The organism is Streptomyces sp. NPDC040622 (assembly GCF_055593965.1).
The window spans coordinates 398,538-417,681 of the sequence record NZ_JBVIXD010000010.1; the positions used below are offsets into that span (position 1 = coordinate 398,538).

Sequence of the window (19,144 nt, forward strand, 5' to 3'; positions counted from 1 at the left end):
GGGGATCAGCAGGTGCGTCCGATGTACCAGGCGCCGTCCACGTCTCCGGCCTCGCCGATCCAGGTGACGCCCGGACCCACACACTGGATGGTGTTGGGGCCCCAGTCGTCGATCTCGATCAGGATCTTGGAGCCGTCGCTCGTGCAGTGGTTGTAGTAGGCGTCGCTGCCGGTCTCGTAGAACCCGCAGGGGTTCTTGACGGCCGACGGTTCGGCGGAGGCCGAGGATGCCAGGGACAAACCGAGGCCGATGGTCAGGGCGCCGATGAGGGCCGGGAGGGAACGGCGAACTCGCATGGGGCGACTCCTTCTGGACAGGGTGCTCGCGCACCACCTCGTGCACCAGGAGGTGCACACGGAGAGCATTGCTGCGGCTACTGTCCGTAGTCTCGCGAAGTCGCTCGCACGAGTGATTCATGCCATCAGATCGAGTGCGTGAGCGTTTGAGCTGCGGGTTTGCTCTTGTGGGGCGATCAGCGACCGGTGGGGCGGAAGTTGCGGCCCGAACCGGTCGGTCCGGTCGGTCCCGTCGGCCCGTGCAGCCATTCCGCCGCGCCGGTCGGTCTGGGCGCGCCAGTCGGTCTGGTCGCGCTGGTCGTCGGTCTGGGCGCGCCAGTCGGTCTGGTCGCGCTGGTCGTCGGTCCGGTCGCGCTGGTCGGTCCGGTCGCGCTGGTCGGTCCGGTCGCGCTGGTCGTCGGTCCGGTCGCGCTGGTCGGTCCGGTCGCGCTGGTCGTCGGTCCGATCGTGCTGGTCGGTCCGGTCGCGGTGGTCGGTCCGGTCGTGAGGCGGTGTGGGATCCAGTCCCCGCCCGCTATCGCCGTTCCCGAGGCGCGCAGTCCGGCCGCGACGCGCGGGGCGGCGACGTAGACCCAGGCGCGCACCCGCGTCCCGTCCGGGCGGGCCACGTCGCGCACGATCCGCGCGTAGAGGCTGCGGGGGTCGCCCGGAACGCACTCCTCCAGGAGGTCCAGGGCGACGAGGAGCCGGTCGTGGGCAGCGGGCAGCGCGGTCACCAGCTCGCCGCGGACCGGGCCGCCGCCGGGCTCCTCGACGACGTACGGGTAGCCGGGCCCGTCGTAGAGGACCGCGTCCGGCAACAGGGCGGGCCCTTCGACCGCGGCGCGGCCGCGCAGGTACGGGCCGTGGTTGCACTCCCCCGGGCGCAGCGTGCCGTAGACGAAGAACGGGAGCCGGGCCGTGACACGTCCCGTCACTCGGCGGTCTCCCGCTCCACCCACTCCAGATAGGCGGCGCTCCCCCGCACCACCGGCGTGGCGATGATCTCCGGGGTGTCGTAGTCGTGGGCCCCGACCAGCCAGGCCTCCAGGGCGTCATAGCGTCCGGTCGCCGTCTTGAGCAGCACCTGCCACTCGCGGGCCGACTCCAGCGCGCCCTCCCACCGGTACACCGACGTGACGGGCCCGGCGATCTGCGCGCAGGCCGCCACGCGCGCCCGCACCGCGCCCTGCGCGAGGTCGCGCGCCTTGTCCTCGGTGTCTGTCGTGGTCAGCACGGTCAGTACTCGCGCGTGCTGCACTCGCGCGTTCTGCGCTTCCTGGTCCATACGCCGATTGTGCACAGCGGCGCGGCGGCGGTGACCATGGCGGTGGCCATGGCGGTGGCCGCGTGCGCCGGGGTGCGCCGGGGTGCGGGGGGCGAGTTCCGGGGCGCAGGAGCGGGTGCCGGGGTGAGGTGGCCACCCGGGGTGCAGGGGCGAGTGCCCATGCCGAAGGTCCCGAGCGTTCCGTTTCGCCGTTCTTAGTGGCAGCTGTTACACAATCTCCCGTTTTCTGTGATGGATGGTTCCTACCTTCGAGAGCGGTGGCCGGTTCTCTGCCGAATCCCCGGTGCAGCCCCTGGACCGGCCACCACCAGCTCCCCTCACGTGACGGTCAGCCACCCATGAATCCGATGCTCCGCCGCCTGCTCCTCCTGGGCGCGGCCTCCTTCGCCGCCCTGGCGGCGTTCGCGCTGACCGGGTGCTCCGGCACGGACGGCCTCGGCCGCGGCGGGCCCGCGCCGTCCGTTTCCGTACAGCCCCGACCCGAGCCGGTCTGGCCCGCCTGGGCGGGCAAGTCGTCGCGGGCGCCGGGCGCTCGGGCGGCGACGCGCCAGCCGCCCCCGAAGGCGCTGAAGGGGGTGAAGACCGGCAAGGGCGGGCTGGCCGCGATGGACGTGCGCGCCATCCTGCGGGCCGATCCGCGCACCAAGCCGCTCGCCGACCGGGGGACGATCGAACGGCCGGGTCAGGCCGGGCTGCGCCCGCCGATGTTCCTCGACGTGACCGGCGACAAGAAGCCCGAGATGCTGGTGGCCGCCGACACCGAGAGCGGGCGTTCCGTCCTGGCCGTCTACACCGAGCGCCGCGGCAAGGTCTACCCGATCCTGTTCACCTCCGGCAGGAACGTGAGCGTGGAGACGATCGGCCCCGACCTGCTGGTGCGCACCCCGTGCTCGGAGGGCGGCGAGCAGGCCGTGCGCTTCCACTGGGACGGCGCGCGGATGTCCACGGTCAGCGACATCAAGAACTACAAGCGCCCGCCCCAGCCCACCGACACGCGCGAGCCCTCCCCGCCCGCGGACCCGAGCCCCACCCGCAAGGCCGACGGGACCGACGGGACCGCCGGGACCGCCGGGACCGCCGGGACCGACCCGTCAGGTCACCCCACGGACCCCAACGACCACAAAGACCCCAACGACCACACGGACCCCAACGACGACACGGTTCCCTCCGGACGCCCCTCCCCCGGAGGCCCTTGATGCCGCGCCGGCCCGACGCCGGGCCCGGGGCCGAACGCCGCTCCGGAGCCACGGCCGGGATCCGCGCCGCACTCAACAGCCTCGGACTGCGCTGGAAGATCGCCGCCCTGCTCGCCGCGGGCTGCGCCGTGGTCGCCCTCGCCATCGGCCTGCTCGTCCACCACGCGCGGCTCGACCAGGTCTCCGACAACGCCAGGTCGGGGGCGACCGCGCAGCTCGTCCGCGTACGCCAGCTGTACGAGCTGACCGGGCAGGTCGACCAGGACGACACGGACTCCGCCCTCGACGACCCCCGGCTGCCCACGGCGCTGCGCCACGCCGCGCTGGACGGTGAGCGCACCACCTACCTGGAGATGGCGTCGGACGATCCCTGCGTCTGGGCGGCACGGCCGGTCGGTGACCGCCCCCGCCACGTGCTGTCCGTCCGCGAGCCGCTGCGCGAACAGGCCGACGAGATGGCCGAGTTCGACCGGCAGCTGATGGGCTGGGGCGCCGTCGTCGTCGGCCTCGCCGCGCTCGGCGGCGCCGGCCTGTCCAGCAGGCTCAGCCGCGAGCTGCGCACCGCCGCGGCCATCGCACGCCGCATCAGCCTGGGCGATCTGGACGCCCGCATCGACCATCCGCGTTCGCCCGGGGTGCGGCACGGCAAGGACGAGGTGGCCGAACTGGCCACCGCCGTCGACACGATGGCCGCCTCCCTGCAGCAGCGCCTGGAGGCCGAGCAGCGGTTCACCGCGGATGTCGCGCACGAGCTGCGCACCCCGTTGACCGGACTGCACACGGCGGCCGAGCTGTTGCCGCCGAGCCGTCCGACCGAGCTCGTGCGCGACCGGGTCTGCGCGCTGCGCACCCTCACCGAGGACCTGCTCGAAGTGGCGCGCCTGGACGCGGAGGTGGAGAAACCGGACCTCGACGTGCATCCGCTGGGGCGGCTCGTCGAGACGATCGCGGAGCACGCGGACGGTTCGGCGGCCGGGTTCACGGCGCGGGGCACCGAGGCCGCGTACGACACGTTCGTGCGCACCGACGCGCGCCGGGTGGAGCGGATCCTCACCAACCTCGTCAGCAACGCCCACCGGCACGGCGGCGCGCCGGTCGAGGTGCGGGTGCACGGCCTGGAGGTCACGGTCCGCGACCACGGCCCCGGCTTCCCCGACCACCTGCTGGCGGACGGCCCGCAACGCTTCCAGACCGGCGCGCGGGAACGGGGGCAGGGCACCGGCCTCGGCCTGACCATCGCGCTCGGCCAGGCCCATGTGATCGGCGCCCAGGTGTCGCTGTCCAACGCGGCGGACGGCGGAGCGGTCGCGGTGATGCGGCTGCCGAGAGCGTGAGCGGACCCGGCCGCCCCGGCCGGACGACCCGGCCGGACGACCCGGCCGGACGACCCGGCCGGCCCGCCCCGCCGGAGCACCTGACCAGCCCACCCTGACCAGGTCAAATCCCTTACATGACTGGGTACTTCAGTGGCTACGCTGACCGCATGACCCACCGCCTCGCACCGAAAGCCAAGGAAGCCACCATCGGCGAACTCGCCGAGCGCAGCGGAGTCGCCCCCTCCGCGTTGCGGTTCTACGAGAGCGAAGGGCTCATCACGTCCCGCCGCACCTCGGGCAACCAGCGCCGCTACAGCCGCGACACCCTGCGCCGGGTCGCCTTCATCCGCACCTCGCAGCAGCTCGGCATGCCGTTGGCCACGATCCGCGAGGTGCTCGGGCTGCTCCCCGAGGACCGCACCCCGAACCGCGCGGACTGGGCCAGGATCTCGGAGTGCTGGCGCGAGGACCTCGACACCCGCATACGCACCCTCCAGCGGCTGCGCGACAACCTCACCGACTGCATAGGCTGCGGCTGCCTCTCGCTCTCCCGGTGCGCGCTCTCCAACACGTGGGACGAGCTGGGCACGCGCGGCCCGGGGCCGCGCCGCCTGGTGGAGCGGCAGATCCCCAGCACGGACGACGCCGGCGCGAACGACGCGTGCACGGACGACGCCCGCACGATCGACGCCCGCGCGACTGACGCCTGCACGACCGACGCCCGCGCGACCGACGCCCGCGCGACCGACGCCTGCACGATCTCGCCGGAGAGCCGTGGGGGCCAGGGGGCCCCGGAGGTCCCGGAGGTCCCGGAGGTCCCGGAGGCCCCGGATACCCAAGGGGAGGCCGAAGGGTGCCGTGCCGCCCTCGCGTCGGAAGCCGTCTCGTAGCGTGTCGGCATGACCCTCACCACGCAGGTCCAGCGCGTCGAGGTCGACGGGCGCCCCGCCACCGCCGAGAGCCTGCTGTGGCCGGCCCTCGTCCAGACGGGGCACTTCACCGCGATGCAGGTCAGAGGCGGCAAGGTGCGCGACATGGACCGCCATCTGGCCCGGCTGGACGCGGCCACGCGCGAACTCTTCGGGCAGGGCGTCGACGGCGAGCGGGTGCGCGGCCTGGTCCGGCACATCCTGCGCGCCCGCACCGGCCGCCCGGATCACGCGGGTCTCCCCGGTCACGCGGACCGCACGGACTGCCCGGACCACACGGACGACCTGGGAGACATCACCGAGGCGTCCGTACGCGTCTATGTCCACGCCCCCGACAGGGAACCCTCCCTCATGCTCACCGTCCGGCCGCCCACCGAGCTGCCCGCCGGTCTCGCGGAGCGCGCGCAGTCGCTGAAGTCCGTGGCCTATCAGCGGCCCTTCGCCCACATCAAGCACCTGGGCGGCTTCGCGCAGGCCCGCCACGCCGAGCTCGTCCGGCGTGCGGGCTTCGACGAGGCGCTGCTCACCGGTCCGGACGGGGAGGTGAGCGAGGGCGCGGTCACGAACGTCGCGTTCTACGACGGCACGGAGGTCGTGTGGCCGGACGCGCCGCACCTGCACGGCATCACGATGCAGTTGCTCGAGCCGCGCCTGCCCGGCGCGGGCCTCCCCACCCGGCACGCCCGGGTCACCCTCGCGGACCTGCCCTCGTACACGGCGGCGTTCGTCACCAACGCGTGGGGAGTGCGGCCCGTGCGACGGATCGACGACGTGGCGTACGGGATCGACGAGAAACTGATGGCGCGGGTGGCCGGGGCCTACGAAGAGGTGCCCTGGGACAGCGTCTGAGCCCCTCCACCGGTCAGGTCACCGGCCCACCCACCAGCCTGCCCCCCGGCCCGCTCACTGGGCCGCCCGGTGGTCGGGGTCACCCATTCACAGGCGCCGACCGCGCTCTTCGGGAACGGTCCGCCGATACGCCGGTGACCTGCTGGAACGCGCCTTTCGCTGCGTCAGAAACCGCCACCCCACCACATTCCTGATGGCCCATCAGGAGGCGCGGGGCGCCGAGTGCCACTTACCTCGGAAGAGCGGGGTTCGACCGACGCAGCGGCACTTGGGGGTGCCGCGGGCCGTTCCTGCGCGAAGGCCCTCGGAGGAACGAGCACATGCGCAACGTCCGCCTGCTGACCGGTACCGCCCTCGCCGTGGCGGCGGGCGCCCTGGTGGCCGTCCCCGCTTCCGCCGCCCACGCCTCCCCCGCCGCGTCCGGAGCGTCCGCCGTGTCAGGCGTCTCCGGCGGCTCCGGTGTCTCCGGCGTCTCCGTCGCGCCCGCCGGGAGTCTGGAGATCGAGCCGTCCACCGTCACCCCCGGTTCCACCGTCACCGTGCACACCACGGCCTGCGGCTCCGGCGGGACGGCGACGGGGGATGCCAGCGCGGTGGGCGCGGGCACGTTCACGCTGGCGCCGCGCCCGAACCAGGAGACCAGCGAGGCCGCGACCGGCCGGTTCGAGGTGCCGCCCTCCGCACAGCCCGGCACGTACGAGATCGTCGCGAAGTGCTCCGGGTCCGGCGGCTCCGGAGCGAAGAACAAGCAGGTGGCGGGCGATCTCATGGTCACCGTCACCTCCACGGCGGCCGCCGGTGAGCAGCGGCACCCGAAGGGACACGTGAAGACGGGGGTCGGCGGCGCGCTCGGTCCCGACCCCGTACAGACCGCGGCGGGAGTGGCGGCGCTCGCCGTCGCCGCCGCGGGCGGTACCTGGCTCCTGCATCGCCGGGCGAGCGGCGACAGGATCTGACGGACACCCTCCGCTGTCCACCGGTACCGCCACCCCTGCCCCCTCCCGGCCCGTGTCCCCTCGCGGGCCGGGAGGGGGACGAGGGACCGGTCCGACCGAACCCGAGGGGGACGCCGCATGCGCCGTACACGCCACGCATCCCAGTCCCGTGCGCGAACGTCCCGTACGCGCACCCGTACGCGACCGCGTGCCCGCAGGAGGACCGGCAACGCCGTCATAGGCGCGGTCACCGCCGTGGCGCTCTGCGCCGGCGCGTGGCTGCTGGCCAGCGGCACCGAGTCGCACCCGCCCCCGCAGCCCTCGGCCGCGCAGGCCGCGTCGGCGGGCCCCGGCACCCGCCACCACGAGTCCCCCGGCGCGCACCACGAACCCGCGAGCGCCCACGACCCGGGCACCGCGCCGCTGCCGCCGTCCCCGCCCGACCGCGTGCGGATCCCGGCGATCGGCGTCGACACGCCTCTGATGGGGCTCGGTCTGACCCCGCAGGGCAGCCTCGACGTGCCGCCGCCGGAGCGCAAGAACCTCGCGGGCTGGTACGAGGCGGGCACCACGCCCGGCGAGCGGGGCACCGCGATCGTGGCGGGGCACGTCGACAACAAGGACGGCCCGGCCGTCTTCTACGAGCTGGGCGCGCTGCGCAAGGGCCGCACGATCGAGGTGGAGCGCAGGGACGGCAGCGTGGCCGTCTTCACCGTCTACGCGAACGAGGTGTACGACGCCGAGGGGTTCCCCGACGAGAGGGTGTACGGTCCCGCGTCCCGGCCGGAGCTGCGGGTCATCACCTGCGGCGGGAAGTACTCGAAGCAGACCGGCTACCAGGGCAACGTGGTGGTCTTCGCCCACCTCACCGCGGTTCGCTGAGTACCGCCGACGCCCGCATGACGGCCGCCGGCCCGCGCACGCCGTCTCACGCCGGCCACCGCCCCCTCACGCCAGCCACTGCTCGTACGCCATCTTCACAACCAGGCCGAAGACCGTGGTCAGGAGCACGACCCGGACGAAGCCGCTGCCCTTCTTCAGCGCGGTGCGCGCGCCGAACATGGCGCCCGCGAGGTTGAAGACGGCCATGAGACCGGCCAGCTGCCACAGGACGGCGCCCTGCCAGGCGAACATCGCGAGGGCACCCGCGTTGGTGCAGCAGTTGACGATCTTCGCGGTGGCGGAGGCCGCGACGAGGTCGAGGTGGAGCACGGCGGTCAGGGCGAGGACGAGGAAGGTGCCGGTACCGGGGCCGATGAGACCGTCGTAGAAGCCGATGCCGAGGCCCGCGAGGCCGATCGCGGCGAGGATCCGCTTCGGGGAGGCGGGCCGGGCCGAGGGCGCGGTGCCGAACGCGGGCCGCAGGATCACGAAGGCGCCGACGGCGAGCAGCACCACCATGATCACGGGTTTCAGGACGTCGGTGCTCATCCCGGCCGCGAAGAAGGCGCCGCCCATCGAACCGGCGAGCGCGGCGAGACCGATCCGCACGGCCGTCGGCACGTCGACGGGGGTCTTCCTGACGTACGTGGCGGCGGCGCCGGTCGTCCCGACGATCGCGACGGCCTTGTTCGTGCCGAGGGCGTGCGCGGCGGGGGTGGAGCCCGGCAGGCCGAGCAGCAGGGCGGGGAGCAGCAGCAGTCCGCCGCCGCCGACCACGGCGTCGATCCAGCCGGCCGCGAGGGCGGCGAGGCAGAGGACGACGACCGTGGTCAGGGATATGTCAGGCATGATCGCGACCTTATGGACACGGTGATCACGCCGTCCACGAAATCGCGGAGAGTTGAGCGTCTTCTGAGGTCGGGGAGGGCAGTGGGGGGCGGTCGGGACAGTGGGACGGCTGGGGCCCTATTGGGGCCCGGGGGGCTTCAGGGCGCGGCCTGGGGCGCGGGGACGCCCGCCGGTACCCGGTCGGGGGCCGGGGGCGCCGCCGGGTCCACGGCTACGGAGAGGGCCGTGGCGACGAGCGCGCTCGCCCCGGCCAGGCTCGCGGCGAGCCTGCGGCGGGCCCGGAGGGTGGGGCCCGGGGCGGTGGCGACGGGTTTGCGGTGGCGTCCCATGGACCTGCTGACCAGCTTTCTCGGACTCGGGTCGGATTGGACTCGGGGCGGACTTGGACTCGGACTCGGACTCGGGGTGGGATGACGGGGGGTGGCTCGGGGGCGTGGGCAGGGGCGCACGCGAGACGCTCGGGTCAGAAGGTGAAGCACTCCGCGTGGATGCGTTCCTCGGGGACGCCCGCGCGCACGAGCGCCGTCGTCGCCGCCGCGGACATGCCGGGCGGGCCGCACAGATAGACGTCGTGCTCGGCGAGGTCGGGGATGAGGTTGCGCAGGGCCTGCGGGGCGAGCGGGTCGAAGGAGGCGTCGGACCGGCCGAGCAGGTAGTGCAGCCCGGCCTGCCTGCGCTCCGCGATGGCCTCCAGCTCGGCCCGCAGGACGAGTTGCTCGGCGCTGCCCGCGCGGTAGAGCAGGGTGACGTCGCCGGGGCCGCCCGGCAGCGTCTCGAAGAGGGCCCGCATCGGGGTGATGCCGACGCCTCCCGCGAGGAGCAGCACCTTGCGCCGGGTACGCCGGTGCGCGGTGAGCGCGCCGAACGGGCCGGTGGCCAGGACGCGCGTGCCGGGCCGCAGGCGCCGCATCCGCCGCGTGTGGTCGCCGGCCGCCTTGACGGTGATGCGCAGCGTGTCGTCGCGCACGGGCGCGGAGAGCGAGAACGGCAGCGCGGTCCGCCAGAGCCTGCGCTGCAGGAAGCGCCAGCGGAAGAACTGTCCCGGTTCGGCGCGGAGTTGATCGACGCCGATGCCCTGGACGACCACGGAGACGACGCCCGGCCCCTCGTCGCGCACGTCGATGACGCGCAGGCTGTGCCGCAGCGCCTGCTGTACGGGGACGACGACGCGGTACCAGACCAGGAGGACGGCGACGGTGGCGTGCAGCAGCGACCAGAGCCAGAGACTGAGGACACTGCCCGCGACGTCGGGGCCCGCGAGCTGGTGCGCGAAGGCGAGGGCGGCGCCGAGGTAGGTGAGCAGGTGCACGGCCCGCCAGGTCTCGTGCGGGACGCGGCGGCGCAGGGAGCGGGCGGAGGTGACGCCGACGGCGGCGAACAGCGCGGTGCCCGCGGCGGCGGCGGCGAGGCCGGGGTAGCCGAGCAGGTCGAGGCCGGCGTGCAGCAGGTCGGTGTCGGAGTGGACGGCGTATCCGCACAGGGCGAGGAGGGCGTGGGCGGCGCAGAGGCTCAGCACGTACCGTCCGCCGAGCGCGTGCAGCCGGGCGAGCAGGTCGGCGCCGACGCCGTGCTCGACGCCGGGGACGCGGGCCATCAGGAACAGCATGACGAGGATCCCGTACCCGGCGAGCAGCCCCGTCAGGTGCGCTCCGGTGGCGAAGAGCACGTCGAGCCGGGCGGACGGCTCCACTTGGACGGCCCAGAGCGCGATGACGGCGAGGCCGCCGACGAGGACTCCGGTGCGCAGGGCGCGGGGGGAGACGCGGATCGGGGGGACGGGGCGGTTCCGGTCAGGGCGGTTCCGGGCGGGGCGGTTCCGGGCGGCGCGGTTCCGGGCGGGGCGCTGCTGGCCGGGGCGGTATCGGTCTGCGCGGTCCCGGGCGGCGCGGTTTTGAACCGTACGGCTCCGGTCGGCGCGCCCACCCCCACGGCGCCGCCCGCCGGACGCCGCCGAGCGTGGCGGCACCGATGGCATCGGCGGCACCTCGGCCGCGGGGGCGTCGGGCGCCTCCGGCGCCCACAGGGTCCGGGGCCCGGACGGTTCGGAGGTCCGCGGAGTCCGCGTACCCGGCACCTGCGGGGTACGCGCGCTCGGCGCTGTCGCCGCGGGGTCCGTCTGGCGCAGGTACGCGGCCAGGGCGGGGTACGCGTCGAGTCGGGGGTCGGCTGCCTCGGTGGTCACGGCCGCACACTAGGCGCCGTGAGGGGCCGGAAGTTCCTGGTCAGCGGCGTTCGCCCGTTCTTTAAGGCGCCCTTGAGGATCGGCTCAACGGGGGTTAAGCAACGGGCCCTCACAGCCGGGGCCCACCTCCGCTGAGGGCAGCGTTCCCCGAGGGAAACAGCGTCGATCCTGCCGGGTAACACCGGCACCGCACGCTGCGGGACATGACCTCCTCAGCGCAGCCGCCGGCCACCGGTACCGGCACGGGCATCGCACCGGCCACCGCCGGCGCCGACGCCGGCGCCGACGCCGACGCCGTCGTGGTGATCGGCGCAGGCCTGGCCGGCACTCGCGTCGCGCAGCGCCTGGGCGCGGGGACCGTGCTGATCGGCGAGGAGGAGCACGCCCCGTACAACCGCGTGCTGCTCGCCGAGGTCCTCGCGGGCCGCTACGGGCCGGAGGTGATCGCCCTGCCGAGCCCACCCGGCCCCGTGCTCCGCACTCGTGCCGTCCGTGTCGACCGGGCGGAGCGCCGGGTGCACTGCGCCGACGGCAGCGTCGTCCCGTACGGCACCCTCGTCCTCGCGACGGGCTCGAACCCCGTCCTGCCCCCGCTGCGCGGGCTCTTCGCACCGGACGCCCGCGAACTCCCGGGCGGTGTGCACGCCTTCCGGACCATGGACGACTGCCTCGCCCTGTCCGCCGCGGTGGCGCCGGGGGTGCGTGCCGTCGTCATCGGCGGCGGTCTCCTCGGCGTCTCGGCGGCCCGTTCCCTCGCCCGGCGCGGCGCCCAGGTCGTCCTCACCCAGCAGGCCGAACGGCTCATGGAGCGTCAACTGGACCCGGCTTCCTCGGAGTTGGTGCGCAGACACCTCACGGAGCTCGGTGTCGAGGTGCACACCGAGTGCCGGGTGCGCGGGGTCGGGGTCACCGACGGCGCGGTACGCCGCGTCGAGCTCGCCGACGGCTTTCTCCTGGACACCGATCTGACCGTCCTCGCCTGCGGCGTCCGCCCCCGCACCGGGCTGGCGCGGGCCGCGGGCCTCGACGTGCGCCGGGGCGTCGTCGTGGACGACCTCCTGCGCACCTCCGATCCGCGCGTCCGGGCCGTCGGCGACTGCGCGGAGCACGCGGGCCGGGTGTACGGCCTGGCGACGCCCGCCGTCGAGCAGGCCGAGGCGCTCGCCGACGCCCTCGGCGCCACACTCGCCGCCTCCCCCGCCGACGGCCGCGCACGCCCGACCGCGCGGCCCTACACCGGCACCCGCACGCTCACCCGCCTCACCCTGGCCGGTCCGGGCCCCCTGGACCTGGCGGCCTTCGGCGACCCCGAGCCCCGCCCCGACGACGACGTCGTCCAGCTCGCCGACGCCACCCGCGGCACGTACCGCAAGGTCGTCGTCCGCGACGGCCGCCTGGTCGGGGGCGTGCTGCTCGGCGAGCTCGCGGCGGTCGGCGCGCTGGCCCGCGCCTGGGAGGCCGACGACCCACTGCCCGACGACGACAGCCCGCTGCTCCACCTGCTCACCCATCCCCGCACCCTCGACTTCGCCCGCCCAGGGGAGACCCCCATCGGAGGCCACTGACATGCCAACGCCCGGACAGACCCCGCGCCCCCGCCCCACCCTCGTGCTCGTCGGCCACGGCATGGTCGGGCAGCGGTTCCTTGAGGCCGCCGCCGCGCAGGGCCTCACGGCGAGCCACCGCATCGTGGTGCTCTGCGAGGAGCCGCGCCCCGCCTACGACCGCGTGCAGCTCACCTCGTACTTCTCGGGCCGCACGCCCGACGACCTCTCCCTCACCGACCGGGAGTTCCTCGACGAGCACGGCATCGAGCTGTACGTGGGCGACGCGGCACAGGGCTTGGACCGCGCGGCGCGGACCGTCACGGCGCGCTCGGGCACCGTCTTCCCGTACGACACCCTCGTGCTCGCCACCGGCTCCTACCCCTTCGTGCCGCCGGTGCCGGGCAAGGACGCGACGGGCTGTTTCGTCTACCGCACCATCGAGGACCTGCTCGCCATCGAGGAGTACGCGAAGCGGCGCGCCACGACCGGCGCGGTCGTCGGCGGCGGGCTGCTCGGCCTGGAGGCGGCGGGCGCGCTGCAGGGGCTCGGACTCGCCACGCACATCGTGGAGTTCGCGCCGCGCCTGATGCCGGTGCAGGTCGACGAGGGCGGCGGCGCCGCACTCCTGCGGACCATCACCGGCATGGGCCTGACCGTGCACACCGGCACCGGCACGCAGGAGGTCGTGACCGGCGAGGACGGCGCCGTGACCGGCATGAAGCTGTCCGACGGGAGTACGGTCGACACGGATCTGGTGGTGTTCTCCGCCGGGGTGCGCCCGCGCGACCGACTCGCCCGCGACCACGGCCTGTCGGTCGGCGAGCGCGGCGGCATCACGGTGGACGAGCGGTGCCGCACCAGCGACCCGCACGTGTACGCGATCGGTGAGTGCGCGCTGGCGGCGGACGGCCGCGTCTACGGCCTGGTCGCGCCGGGCTACGAGATGGCGCAGACCGCGGCCGCCTCCATCGCCGCGCGGGAGGCGCGCTTCACCGGCGCCGACCTGTCGACCAAGCTGAAGCTGCTCGGGGTCGACGTGGCCTCGTTCGGTGACGCGCACGGCACGGCGGAGGGCAGCCTCGACGTCGTCTACACCGACTCGCGCTCGGGGACGTACAAGAAGCTGGTGATGGCGCCGGGCGGGGAGCTGCTGGGCGGGATCCTCGTCGGGGACGCGGAGGCGTACGGGGTGCTGCGCCCGCTCACCGGGTCCGTACCGCCGGTGCCCGCCGAGCAGTTGGTGCTGCCCGCCGGGGCGGGGGCGCCCGTCGCGCTCGGCCCGGAGGCGCTGCCGGGATCCGCGGTGATCTGCAACTGCCACAACGTCACCAAGGACCAGATCTGCGCCTGCGCCACGCTGCCCGAGGTGAAGAAGTGCACCAAGGCAGGTACGGGCTGCGGCAGTTGCCTGAAGGTGATCGGGCAGCTGCTCCCGAAGAGCGGTGACGACGGGCTGTGCGGCTGCTTCGCGCAGACCCGCCAGGAGCTGTACGAGGTCGTCCGCGCCCTGCGGGTCACCTCGTTCCGCGAGCTGCTCGACGGGCACGGCCGGCCGGAGGCGCGCGGCGGCGAGGGCTGCGACACGTGCAAGCCGGCGGTCGGCTCGATCATCGCGTCGCTCGCCCCGACGATCGGCGCGGGCGGCTACGTCCTGGACGGCGAGCAGGCCGCGCTCCAGGACACCAACGACCACTTCCTCGCCAACCTCCAGAAGAACGGCTCCTATTCGGTCGTGCCCCGCATTCCCGGCGGCGAGATCACCCCGGAGAAGCTGATCGTGATCGGCGAGGTGGCACGGGACTTCGGGCTCTACACGAAGATCACCGGTGGCCAGCGCATCGACCTGTTCGGCGCGCGCGTCGAACAGCTGCCGATGATCTGGACGCGCCTGGTGGACGCGGGCTTCGAGTCGGGCCACGCCTACGGCAAGGCGCTGCGCACCGTGAAGTCCTGTGTCGGACAGACCTGGTGCCGCTACGGCGTCCAGGACTCCGTGCGGATGGCCATCGACCTGGAGCTGCGCTACCGCGGCCTGCGCGCCCCGCACAAGCTGAAGTCGGCGGTCTCGGGATGCGCGCGCGAGTGCGCCGAGGCCCAGTCCAAGGACTTCGGCGTGATCGCCACGGCGAGCGGCTGGAACCTGTACGTGGGCGGCAACGGCGGTGCCGCCCCGCGCCACGCCGACCTCCTCGCGCAGGACCTGGACGACACCGGGCTCGTGCGCCTGATCGACCGGTTCCTGATGTTCTACATCCGCACCGCCGACCGCCTGGAGCGCACCGCCGCCTGGCTCGACCGGATCGACGGCGGCCTCGGCCACGTGCGCGACGTCGTCGTCCACGACTCGCTGGGCATCTGCGACGAGCTGGAGTCGCTGATGGCCGCCCACGTCACGCACTACCGCGACGAGTGGGCCGAGACCCTGGACGATCCGGAGCGGCTCGCCCGCTTCGTGTCCTTCGTGAACGCGCCGGGCGTGCCGGACCCGACGGTCGGCTTCGTCCCGGAGCGCGACCAGATCAAGCCGGACCTCCCCCTTCTCTCCATCGGCCCCCGCCCCCTGGAAGGAGCCGCCCGATGAGCGACTCGACCACCGCCCCCTCGACCACCGCCCCCTCGACCGCGGATTCGTCCGCCGCCCGCGTCCATCTGCGCCTGGCCGACGACTGGCTGGCGATCTGCGACCGCACGCAGCTGATGCCGGGCCGGGGCCTGGCCGCGCTGCTGCCCGACGGCCGCCAGGCGGCGCTCTTCCTGGACCGCGAGGGCCGTACGTACGCGATCGACAACCGCGACCCGTTCACGGGCGCCGCCGTGCTCTCCCGCGGCCTGCTCGGCACGGAGCGGGGGCGGCCGTTCGTCGCCTCGCCGCTGCTCAAGCAGCGGTTCGACCTGGAGACGGGGCGGTGCCTCGACGACGAGGAGGTGTCGGTCGCGGTGCACCCGGTGCGCATCGCCTGACAGCATCCGGGGGGCCGCGCTTGACCGTTCGTTCCAGAATTACTCTTGACCGAGCGTTCCAGAAAGACGTACCGTTCCCCTCGTGGCCAGGACCAAGGAATTCGATCCGGACGCCGCGCTGCAGTCGGCCCTTGAGCTGTTCTGGCGGCGCGGCTACGAGGCGACGTCGATGGCGGATCTCGTCGAGGCGCTCGGCATCGGGCGCGCCAGCATCTACGCGACCTTCGGCAACAAGCACGACCTGTACCTGAAGGCGCTGGAGCGGTACGGCGAGATCCAGCAGCCGCTGCTGCTCGGGGAGCTTTCGGGACCCGGTCCCGCACTGCCCGCCGTGCGCGCGGTGGTGCGCCGTTTCGGCGCGGAGTCCACCACCGAAGGCGACCGCCTGACCGGGTGTTTCATCACCAACACGGCGGCCGAGCTGGCCCCGCACGACGAGGCGGCCGCCCGCAGCGTCGAGCGCAGCTGGGACCACATCGAGACCCTGCTGCACTCCGCGCTCGTCCGGGCGCAGGCGCAGGGCGAGCTGCCCGCGGACCGCGACCCGCTGACGCTCGCCCGCATGCTGCTCGTCGTGATGCAAGGGCTGCGGGTGGTGGGCAAGGCCTCCAAGGACCCCGCGCGGGTGCGGGACGCGGTGGAGCAGGCGCTGACCCTGCTGGACTGACCCGGCTTCGGCCCCGCCGCCCGCCCCGCGTGCCGCTTCCCTGCCCTTTCCCGCTGCCACCTTCCTGCCGTCACATACCCGCCGTCACACACCTGCCGTCACATTCCTGTCTCCATACTGAACCGATCGGTCAAGAAAAGAGTTGCCGTCATGACTGCTTCCTCCCGCTCCCGCTTCACCGGCCGCACCGCCCTCGTCACCGGCGGTGGCTCTGGGCTCGGCCGCGCGACCGCCCTCGCGTTCGCCGCCGAGGGCGCGAACGTCGTCGTCGCCGGGCGCTCCGAGGGCCCTCTGAAGGAGACCGTCGACCTCATCGAGCGTGCGGGCGGCACCGCCCTCGCCGTCACCGCCGACGTCTCCCGCTCGGCCGACCTGGCCGCGCTCGTCGCCGCCACCGTCGACCGCTTCGGCTCCCTGGACGTGGCCGTGAACAACGCGGGCATCCTGCGGGCAGGCCGGCCGGTCGCCGAACTGCCCGAGGCGGACTGGCGCACGATGCTCGACATCAACGTCACCGGCGTCCTGCTCGCCCTGCAGGCCGAGGTGAAGCAGATGCGCACGCAGCCCGGCGGCGGCGCCGTGGTGAACATCGGCTCGACCCTGGGCGCCCACACCAGCGTGGCGGGCACGGCCGCCTACGGTGCCACCAAGGCCGCCGTCTCCGCCCTGAGCCGCGCTGCCGCCGCCGAGCACATCAGGGACGGCGTCCGCATCAACACCGTGAGCCCCGGCTCCTCCGACACCACCATGTCGTTCCGTCCGGGCGAGACCGAGGCCGACCGGGCGGCCCGCATGAAGGAGGCCACGCCGCTGGGCCGCGTGTCGACGACCGAGGAGGTCGCCGCGGCCGTCCTGTACCTGGCATCGGACGAGTCCGGCTCGGTGGTCGGCGCGGACCTGGTGATCGACGGCGGCGCCGCGGCCTGAGCGGCGTGCCCTGTCGCGGGCTCCCTCTTGCGACTTACCCTGCGGTAAGTAACCGACGGAGAGGGAGCACCGCCATGCCGGCATGGACCGCGAACGACATCCCCGACCAGAGCGGCCGCACGGCCGTGGTCACCGGGGCGAACAGCGGCCTCGGTTACATCACCGCACGGGAGCTGGCCCGTCGCGGGGCCCGCGTGATCCTCGCGTGCCGCAGCGAGAAGCGCGGCAGCGCGGCCGTGGCCCGGATGCTGACCGAAGTGCCGGCCGCGCACGTCGAGTTCGGCCGCCTCGACCTCGGCGACCTGGCGTCCGTACGGAAGTTCGCCGCGTCGTTCGAGAGCACGGGCCTGGACCTGCTGATCAACAACGCGGGCGTGATGGCGCTGCCCCACGGGCGCACCGCCGATGGCTTCGAGACGCAGTTCGGCGTCAACCACCTCGGGCATTTCGCGCTCACCGGGCTGCTCCTGCCCCGCCTCCTGGAGACCCCCGGGGCGCGGGTCGTCACCGTCTCCTCCGGGCTGCACGCGCTCGCCAACATCGACATCGGCGACCTCAACGGCGAGCGCAGCTACCGCCGTTGGATCGCGTACGGCCGTTCCAAGACGGCCAACCTCCTCTTCGTCCACGAGCTGGCGCGCCGCCTGGCCGCGACCGGCTCCGACGTCGTCGCGGCGGCGGCCCACCCCGGCTACGCCTCGACCAACCTGCAGACCGCGGGCGTACGGATGGAGGGCCGCAAGGCCGCCGAGCGCGTCGTGGAGCTCGGCAACCGGTTCATCGCGCAGTCCGCCGCGTCCGGCGCGCTGCCCACGCTGTACGCGGCGACGGCGCCGGGGGTGCGGCCCGACTGGTTCACGGGGCCCGGCCGCTTCGGGCTCCGCGGGGCGCCCGCGCCTGCCTGGCGCGCCAAGTGGACGCGCGACGACGTGGCCGGCGAACGGCTCTGGGCCGCGTCGGAGGACCTGACGGGCGTGCGCTACGACGCGTTGAAGTCCGTGCGGGACTGAGCGGACGCCTCAGGTTCACGCGGCCGCGCGCAGCTCCACCGCCGCCAGCGGCACGAACCCGGGCCCTTCCCCGGCGGTCGACGCGTCCTTGCCGCCGAGGCGCCGCAGCATGGCGAGCGCGATCCGTTCCCCCTGCGCCTTGGCGCGGTCCGCGTTCGGCCCTCGGTGCAGTCCGTCGACGGTGGCGTGCCAGAGCTGTGTCCAGCGGCCGAAGTGCTCGGCGGTGAGCGGGCGTGCCGAGTGCAGCGCGGCGTGCGGGGCGAAGGCGTTGCGGCGGTACTCGGCGGTGCGCAGCAGCGCGCGCTCCCAGAAGTCGGTGATGCGCGGCAGGTGGACGTCCAGGTCGGTCCCGGCGATCTCCGTGAAGAAGGGGCCGATCAGCGGGTCGGCGAAGGCCGCGGTGTAGAAGCGGCGCAGGAGTACGTCGAGGTCGGCGCGGGAGGTGATGTCCTCGCGGTGTCCGGGGTGCTGGGGATGCTGGGGATGCGGGGAATTCGGGGGATGTGGGGGATGTGGGGCGTCCATGTCTCCACGGTCCGCCCGCCACCGGGTCCCTCCCAGGGCCGAAGGTCCCCCTCGGTGCAGGTCGGAGGCCTCGAACTCAGTGCGAGAACTCAGTGCGCGACCTCAGTGCAGGTCGGAGGCCTCGAAGACGGCCTTCGCCGCCGCGTCGTCGATGCGCCGGGTGAGCCGGCCCAACTCGGTGCAGCCCGTCCTGAGCAGCCCGGCCTCCCGGGCGGCACGGGCACCCTTGTCGAGGCGGTGCAGGAGCAGGGGGTTGTCGAGGAGGATCTGCGGGTCGAGCTCGACCCGGTTGCCGAGCGAGTCGCACAGCACCAGGCGCGCGGCGACGCCCTCGCTGTGCCGTACGGCGGTCAGCAGGCCGGTGCAGACGTGCTTGCGGCGCCCGAGCCCCCGCACGGCCAGCCAGCCGGGCCCCGCGGTCACCCGTACGGGGTGCAGCACCAGGTACAGCAGGCCGGAGAGCGCGGCCCACAGGCAGCCGCGCAGGGGGTCGAGCGTGCCGTTGGCGCCGTCGACGAAGAGGACGAGCACGAGGAGCGCGACCGCGCAGCGGACGGCGGTCCGCACGTCGGCCGCCCAGGTGCGGTCCGACGTGATCTCCCCCGGCATCCCCGAGCCGCGCGCCCCGCCCCGCGGGCCCCGGAGGCCGCCGCCCGGAGACCGGCCCCGGAGGCCGTCGACCCGCGCCCGGCCCCGCCGCTCGGCGACGCGTCTCGTCCTGTTGTGTCCCATGTGCGGCACCGTAATCCGCTTCGCCCGACCGCGTCACCACTGTTGACGTGGTGCATACATGCGTCGGGTGCGCC

Annotated in this window: 19 protein-coding genes and 1 pseudogene; 12 read left to right on the forward strand and 8 right to left on the reverse strand. The window is 74.0% G+C overall.

What is annotated here, in order from left to right; genetic code table 11:
- Positions 1-5: 5 nt before the first annotated feature.
- The 3 genes and pseudogenes from ACZ592_RS29715 to cutA all read right to left on the reverse strand — a co-directional run bounded on the left by ACZ592_RS29715 (position 6) and on the right by cutA (position 1,563).
- Complete coding sequence (locus tag ACZ592_RS29715) at positions 6-296, reverse strand: DUF6355 family natural product biosynthesis protein (protein ID WP_471584728.1); 291 nt, start codon at positions 294-296, stop codon at positions 6-8.
- Positions 297-796: 500 nt separating this feature from the next.
- Positions 797-1,213: pseudogene (locus tag ACZ592_RS29720) on the reverse strand (gamma-glutamylcyclotransferase family protein); the annotation flags it as partial.
- Entirely contained in the window at positions 1,210-1,563 is a 354-nt protein-coding gene (cutA, locus tag ACZ592_RS29725; protein WP_471584729.1) for a divalent-cation tolerance protein CutA, read from the reverse strand. The gene cutA and the pseudogene ACZ592_RS29720, both read right to left, overlap by 4 nt.
- A 338-nt stretch (positions 1,564-1,901) precedes the next feature.
- Between cutA and ACZ592_RS29730 the strand changes: the two genes are divergently transcribed.
- From ACZ592_RS29730 to ACZ592_RS29755, 6 genes are all read left to right on the forward strand, one after another.
- A complete protein-coding gene (locus ACZ592_RS29730; RefSeq protein ID WP_471584730.1) occupies positions 1,902-2,759 on the forward strand; it encodes a hypothetical protein in 858 nt (285 codons plus the stop codon).
- Positions 2,759-4,093 carry an ATP-binding protein gene (locus ACZ592_RS29735; protein ID WP_471584731.1) on the forward strand — a complete coding sequence of 445 codons (1,335 nt, stop codon included), beginning with the start codon at positions 2,759-2,761 and terminating at the stop codon, positions 4,091-4,093. Before ACZ592_RS29730 ends, ACZ592_RS29735 begins: the two co-directional genes overlap by 1 nt.
- Before the next feature lie 149 nt (positions 4,094-4,242).
- A complete protein-coding gene (gene soxR, locus ACZ592_RS29740; protein ID WP_471584732.1) occupies positions 4,243-4,965 on the forward strand; it encodes a redox-sensitive transcriptional activator SoxR in 723 nt (240 codons plus the stop codon).
- A 9-nt stretch (positions 4,966-4,974) separates the two neighbouring features.
- On the forward strand, positions 4,975-5,853 hold the full coding sequence (locus ACZ592_RS29745; RefSeq protein WP_471584733.1) for an aminotransferase class IV: 879 nt from the start codon (positions 4,975-4,977) through the stop codon (positions 5,851-5,853).
- Positions 5,854-6,173: 320 nt separating this feature from the next.
- Positions 6,174-6,809: a hypothetical protein gene (locus tag ACZ592_RS29750; RefSeq protein ID WP_471584734.1), complete on the forward strand. Its 636-nt coding sequence runs from the start codon at positions 6,174-6,176 to the stop codon at positions 6,807-6,809.
- 117 nt (positions 6,810-6,926) lie between these two features.
- On the forward strand, positions 6,927-7,670 hold the full coding sequence (locus ACZ592_RS29755; RefSeq protein ID WP_471584735.1) for a class F sortase: 744 nt from the start codon (positions 6,927-6,929) through the stop codon (positions 7,668-7,670).
- Between the two features lie 66 nt (positions 7,671-7,736).
- Here the strand turns inward: ACZ592_RS29755 and ACZ592_RS29760 are convergent, their stop codons facing one another.
- From ACZ592_RS29760 to ACZ592_RS29770, 3 genes are all read right to left on the reverse strand, one after another.
- Positions 7,737-8,519 carry a sulfite exporter TauE/SafE family protein gene (locus ACZ592_RS29760; protein ID WP_471584736.1) on the reverse strand — a complete coding sequence of 261 codons (783 nt, stop codon included), beginning with the start codon at positions 8,517-8,519 and terminating at the stop codon, positions 7,737-7,739.
- A gap of 137 nt (positions 8,520-8,656) precedes the next feature.
- Positions 8,657-8,848 (reverse strand): hypothetical protein, encoded by a 192-nt coding sequence (locus ACZ592_RS29765; protein WP_471584737.1) that lies wholly within the window; start codon positions 8,846-8,848, stop codon positions 8,657-8,659.
- 134 nt (positions 8,849-8,982) lie between these two features.
- Positions 8,983-10,701: a ferredoxin reductase family protein gene (locus tag ACZ592_RS29770; protein WP_471584738.1), complete on the reverse strand. Its 1,719-nt coding sequence runs from the start codon at positions 10,699-10,701 to the stop codon at positions 8,983-8,985.
- A gap of 203 nt (positions 10,702-10,904) precedes the next feature.
- Here ACZ592_RS29770 and ACZ592_RS29775 point away from each other — a divergent pair, with 203 nt between their 5' ends.
- The 6 genes from ACZ592_RS29775 to ACZ592_RS29800 all read left to right on the forward strand — a co-directional run bounded on the left by ACZ592_RS29775 (position 10,905) and on the right by ACZ592_RS29800 (position 17,813).
- A complete protein-coding gene (locus ACZ592_RS29775; RefSeq protein ID WP_471584739.1) occupies positions 10,905-12,266 on the forward strand; it encodes an NAD(P)/FAD-dependent oxidoreductase in 1,362 nt (453 codons plus the stop codon).
- 1 nt (position 12,267) lies between these two features.
- A complete protein-coding gene (gene nirB, locus ACZ592_RS29780; protein WP_471584740.1) occupies positions 12,268-14,829 on the forward strand; it encodes a nitrite reductase large subunit NirB in 2,562 nt (853 codons plus the stop codon).
- A complete protein-coding gene (nirD, locus tag ACZ592_RS29785; protein WP_471584741.1) occupies positions 14,826-15,209 on the forward strand; it encodes a nitrite reductase small subunit NirD in 384 nt (127 codons plus the stop codon). Before nirB ends, nirD begins: the two co-directional genes overlap by 4 nt.
- An 82-nt stretch (positions 15,210-15,291) precedes the next feature.
- A complete protein-coding gene (locus ACZ592_RS29790) occupies positions 15,292-15,876 on the forward strand; it encodes a TetR/AcrR family transcriptional regulator (protein ID WP_471584742.1) in 585 nt (194 codons plus the stop codon).
- A 150-nt stretch (positions 15,877-16,026) separates the two neighbouring features.
- Complete coding sequence (locus ACZ592_RS29795; RefSeq protein WP_471584743.1) at positions 16,027-16,803, forward strand: SDR family NAD(P)-dependent oxidoreductase; 777 nt, start codon at positions 16,027-16,029, stop codon at positions 16,801-16,803.
- A 74-nt stretch (positions 16,804-16,877) separates the two neighbouring features.
- Entirely contained in the window at positions 16,878-17,813 is a 936-nt protein-coding gene (locus ACZ592_RS29800; protein ID WP_471584744.1) for an oxidoreductase, read from the forward strand.
- A 15-nt stretch (positions 17,814-17,828) separates the two neighbouring features.
- Here ACZ592_RS29800 and ACZ592_RS29805 read toward each other — a convergent pair whose 3' ends face one another.
- Positions 17,829-18,338: a group III truncated hemoglobin gene (locus tag ACZ592_RS29805; RefSeq protein WP_471584745.1), complete on the reverse strand. Its 510-nt coding sequence runs from the start codon at positions 18,336-18,338 to the stop codon at positions 17,829-17,831.
- A 102-nt stretch (positions 18,339-18,440) separates the two neighbouring features.
- Positions 18,441-19,070, reverse strand: a complete 630-nt coding sequence (locus ACZ592_RS29810) for a hypothetical protein (protein ID WP_471584746.1) — start codon at positions 19,068-19,070, stop codon at positions 18,441-18,443.
- Positions 19,071-19,144 lie beyond the last annotated feature (74 nt).

Bases quoted from the DNA above. Each gene is read 5' to 3' on its own strand.
- ACZ592_RS29715 (WP_471584728.1), bottom strand. From the start codon at position 296: ATGCGAGTTCGCCGTTCCCTCCCGGCCCTCATCGGCGCCCTGACCATC.
- ACZ592_RS29755 (WP_471584735.1), top strand. From the start codon at position 6,927: ATGCGCCGTACACGCCACGCATCCCAGTCCCGTGCGCGAACGTCCCGT.
- ACZ592_RS29810 (WP_471584746.1), bottom strand. From the start codon at position 19,070: ATGGGACACAACAGGACGAGACGCGTCGCCGAGCGGCGGGGCCGGGCG.
- ACZ592_RS29805 (WP_471584745.1), bottom strand. From the start codon at position 18,338: ATGGACGCCCCACATCCCCCACATCCCCCGAATTCCCCGCATCCCCAG.
- nirB (WP_471584740.1), top strand. From the start codon at position 12,268: ATGCCAACGCCCGGACAGACCCCGCGCCCCCGCCCCACCCTCGTGCTC.
- ACZ592_RS29735 (WP_471584731.1), top strand. From the start codon at position 2,759: ATGCCGCGCCGGCCCGACGCCGGGCCCGGGGCCGAACGCCGCTCCGGA.
- soxR (WP_471584732.1), top strand. From the start codon at position 4,243: ATGACCCACCGCCTCGCACCGAAAGCCAAGGAAGCCACCATCGGCGAA.
- cutA (WP_471584729.1), bottom strand. From the start codon at position 1,563: ATGGACCAGGAAGCGCAGAACGCGCGAGTGCAGCACGCGCGAGTACTG.
- ACZ592_RS29745 (WP_471584733.1), top strand. From the start codon at position 4,975: ATGACCCTCACCACGCAGGTCCAGCGCGTCGAGGTCGACGGGCGCCCC.
- ACZ592_RS29760 (WP_471584736.1), bottom strand. From the start codon at position 8,519: ATGCCTGACATATCCCTGACCACGGTCGTCGTCCTCTGCCTCGCCGCC.
- ACZ592_RS29750 (WP_471584734.1), top strand. From the start codon at position 6,174: ATGCGCAACGTCCGCCTGCTGACCGGTACCGCCCTCGCCGTGGCGGCG.
- ACZ592_RS29730 (WP_471584730.1), top strand. From the start codon at position 1,902: ATGAATCCGATGCTCCGCCGCCTGCTCCTCCTGGGCGCGGCCTCCTTC.
- ACZ592_RS29800 (WP_471584744.1), top strand. From the start codon at position 16,878: ATGCCGGCATGGACCGCGAACGACATCCCCGACCAGAGCGGCCGCACG.
- ACZ592_RS29765 (WP_471584737.1), bottom strand. From the start codon at position 8,848: ATGGGACGCCACCGCAAACCCGTCGCCACCGCCCCGGGCCCCACCCTC.
- ACZ592_RS29795 (WP_471584743.1), top strand. From the start codon at position 16,027: ATGACTGCTTCCTCCCGCTCCCGCTTCACCGGCCGCACCGCCCTCGTC.
- nirD (WP_471584741.1), top strand. From the start codon at position 14,826: ATGAGCGACTCGACCACCGCCCCCTCGACCACCGCCCCCTCGACCGCG.
- ACZ592_RS29775 (WP_471584739.1), top strand. From the start codon at position 10,905: ATGACCTCCTCAGCGCAGCCGCCGGCCACCGGTACCGGCACGGGCATC.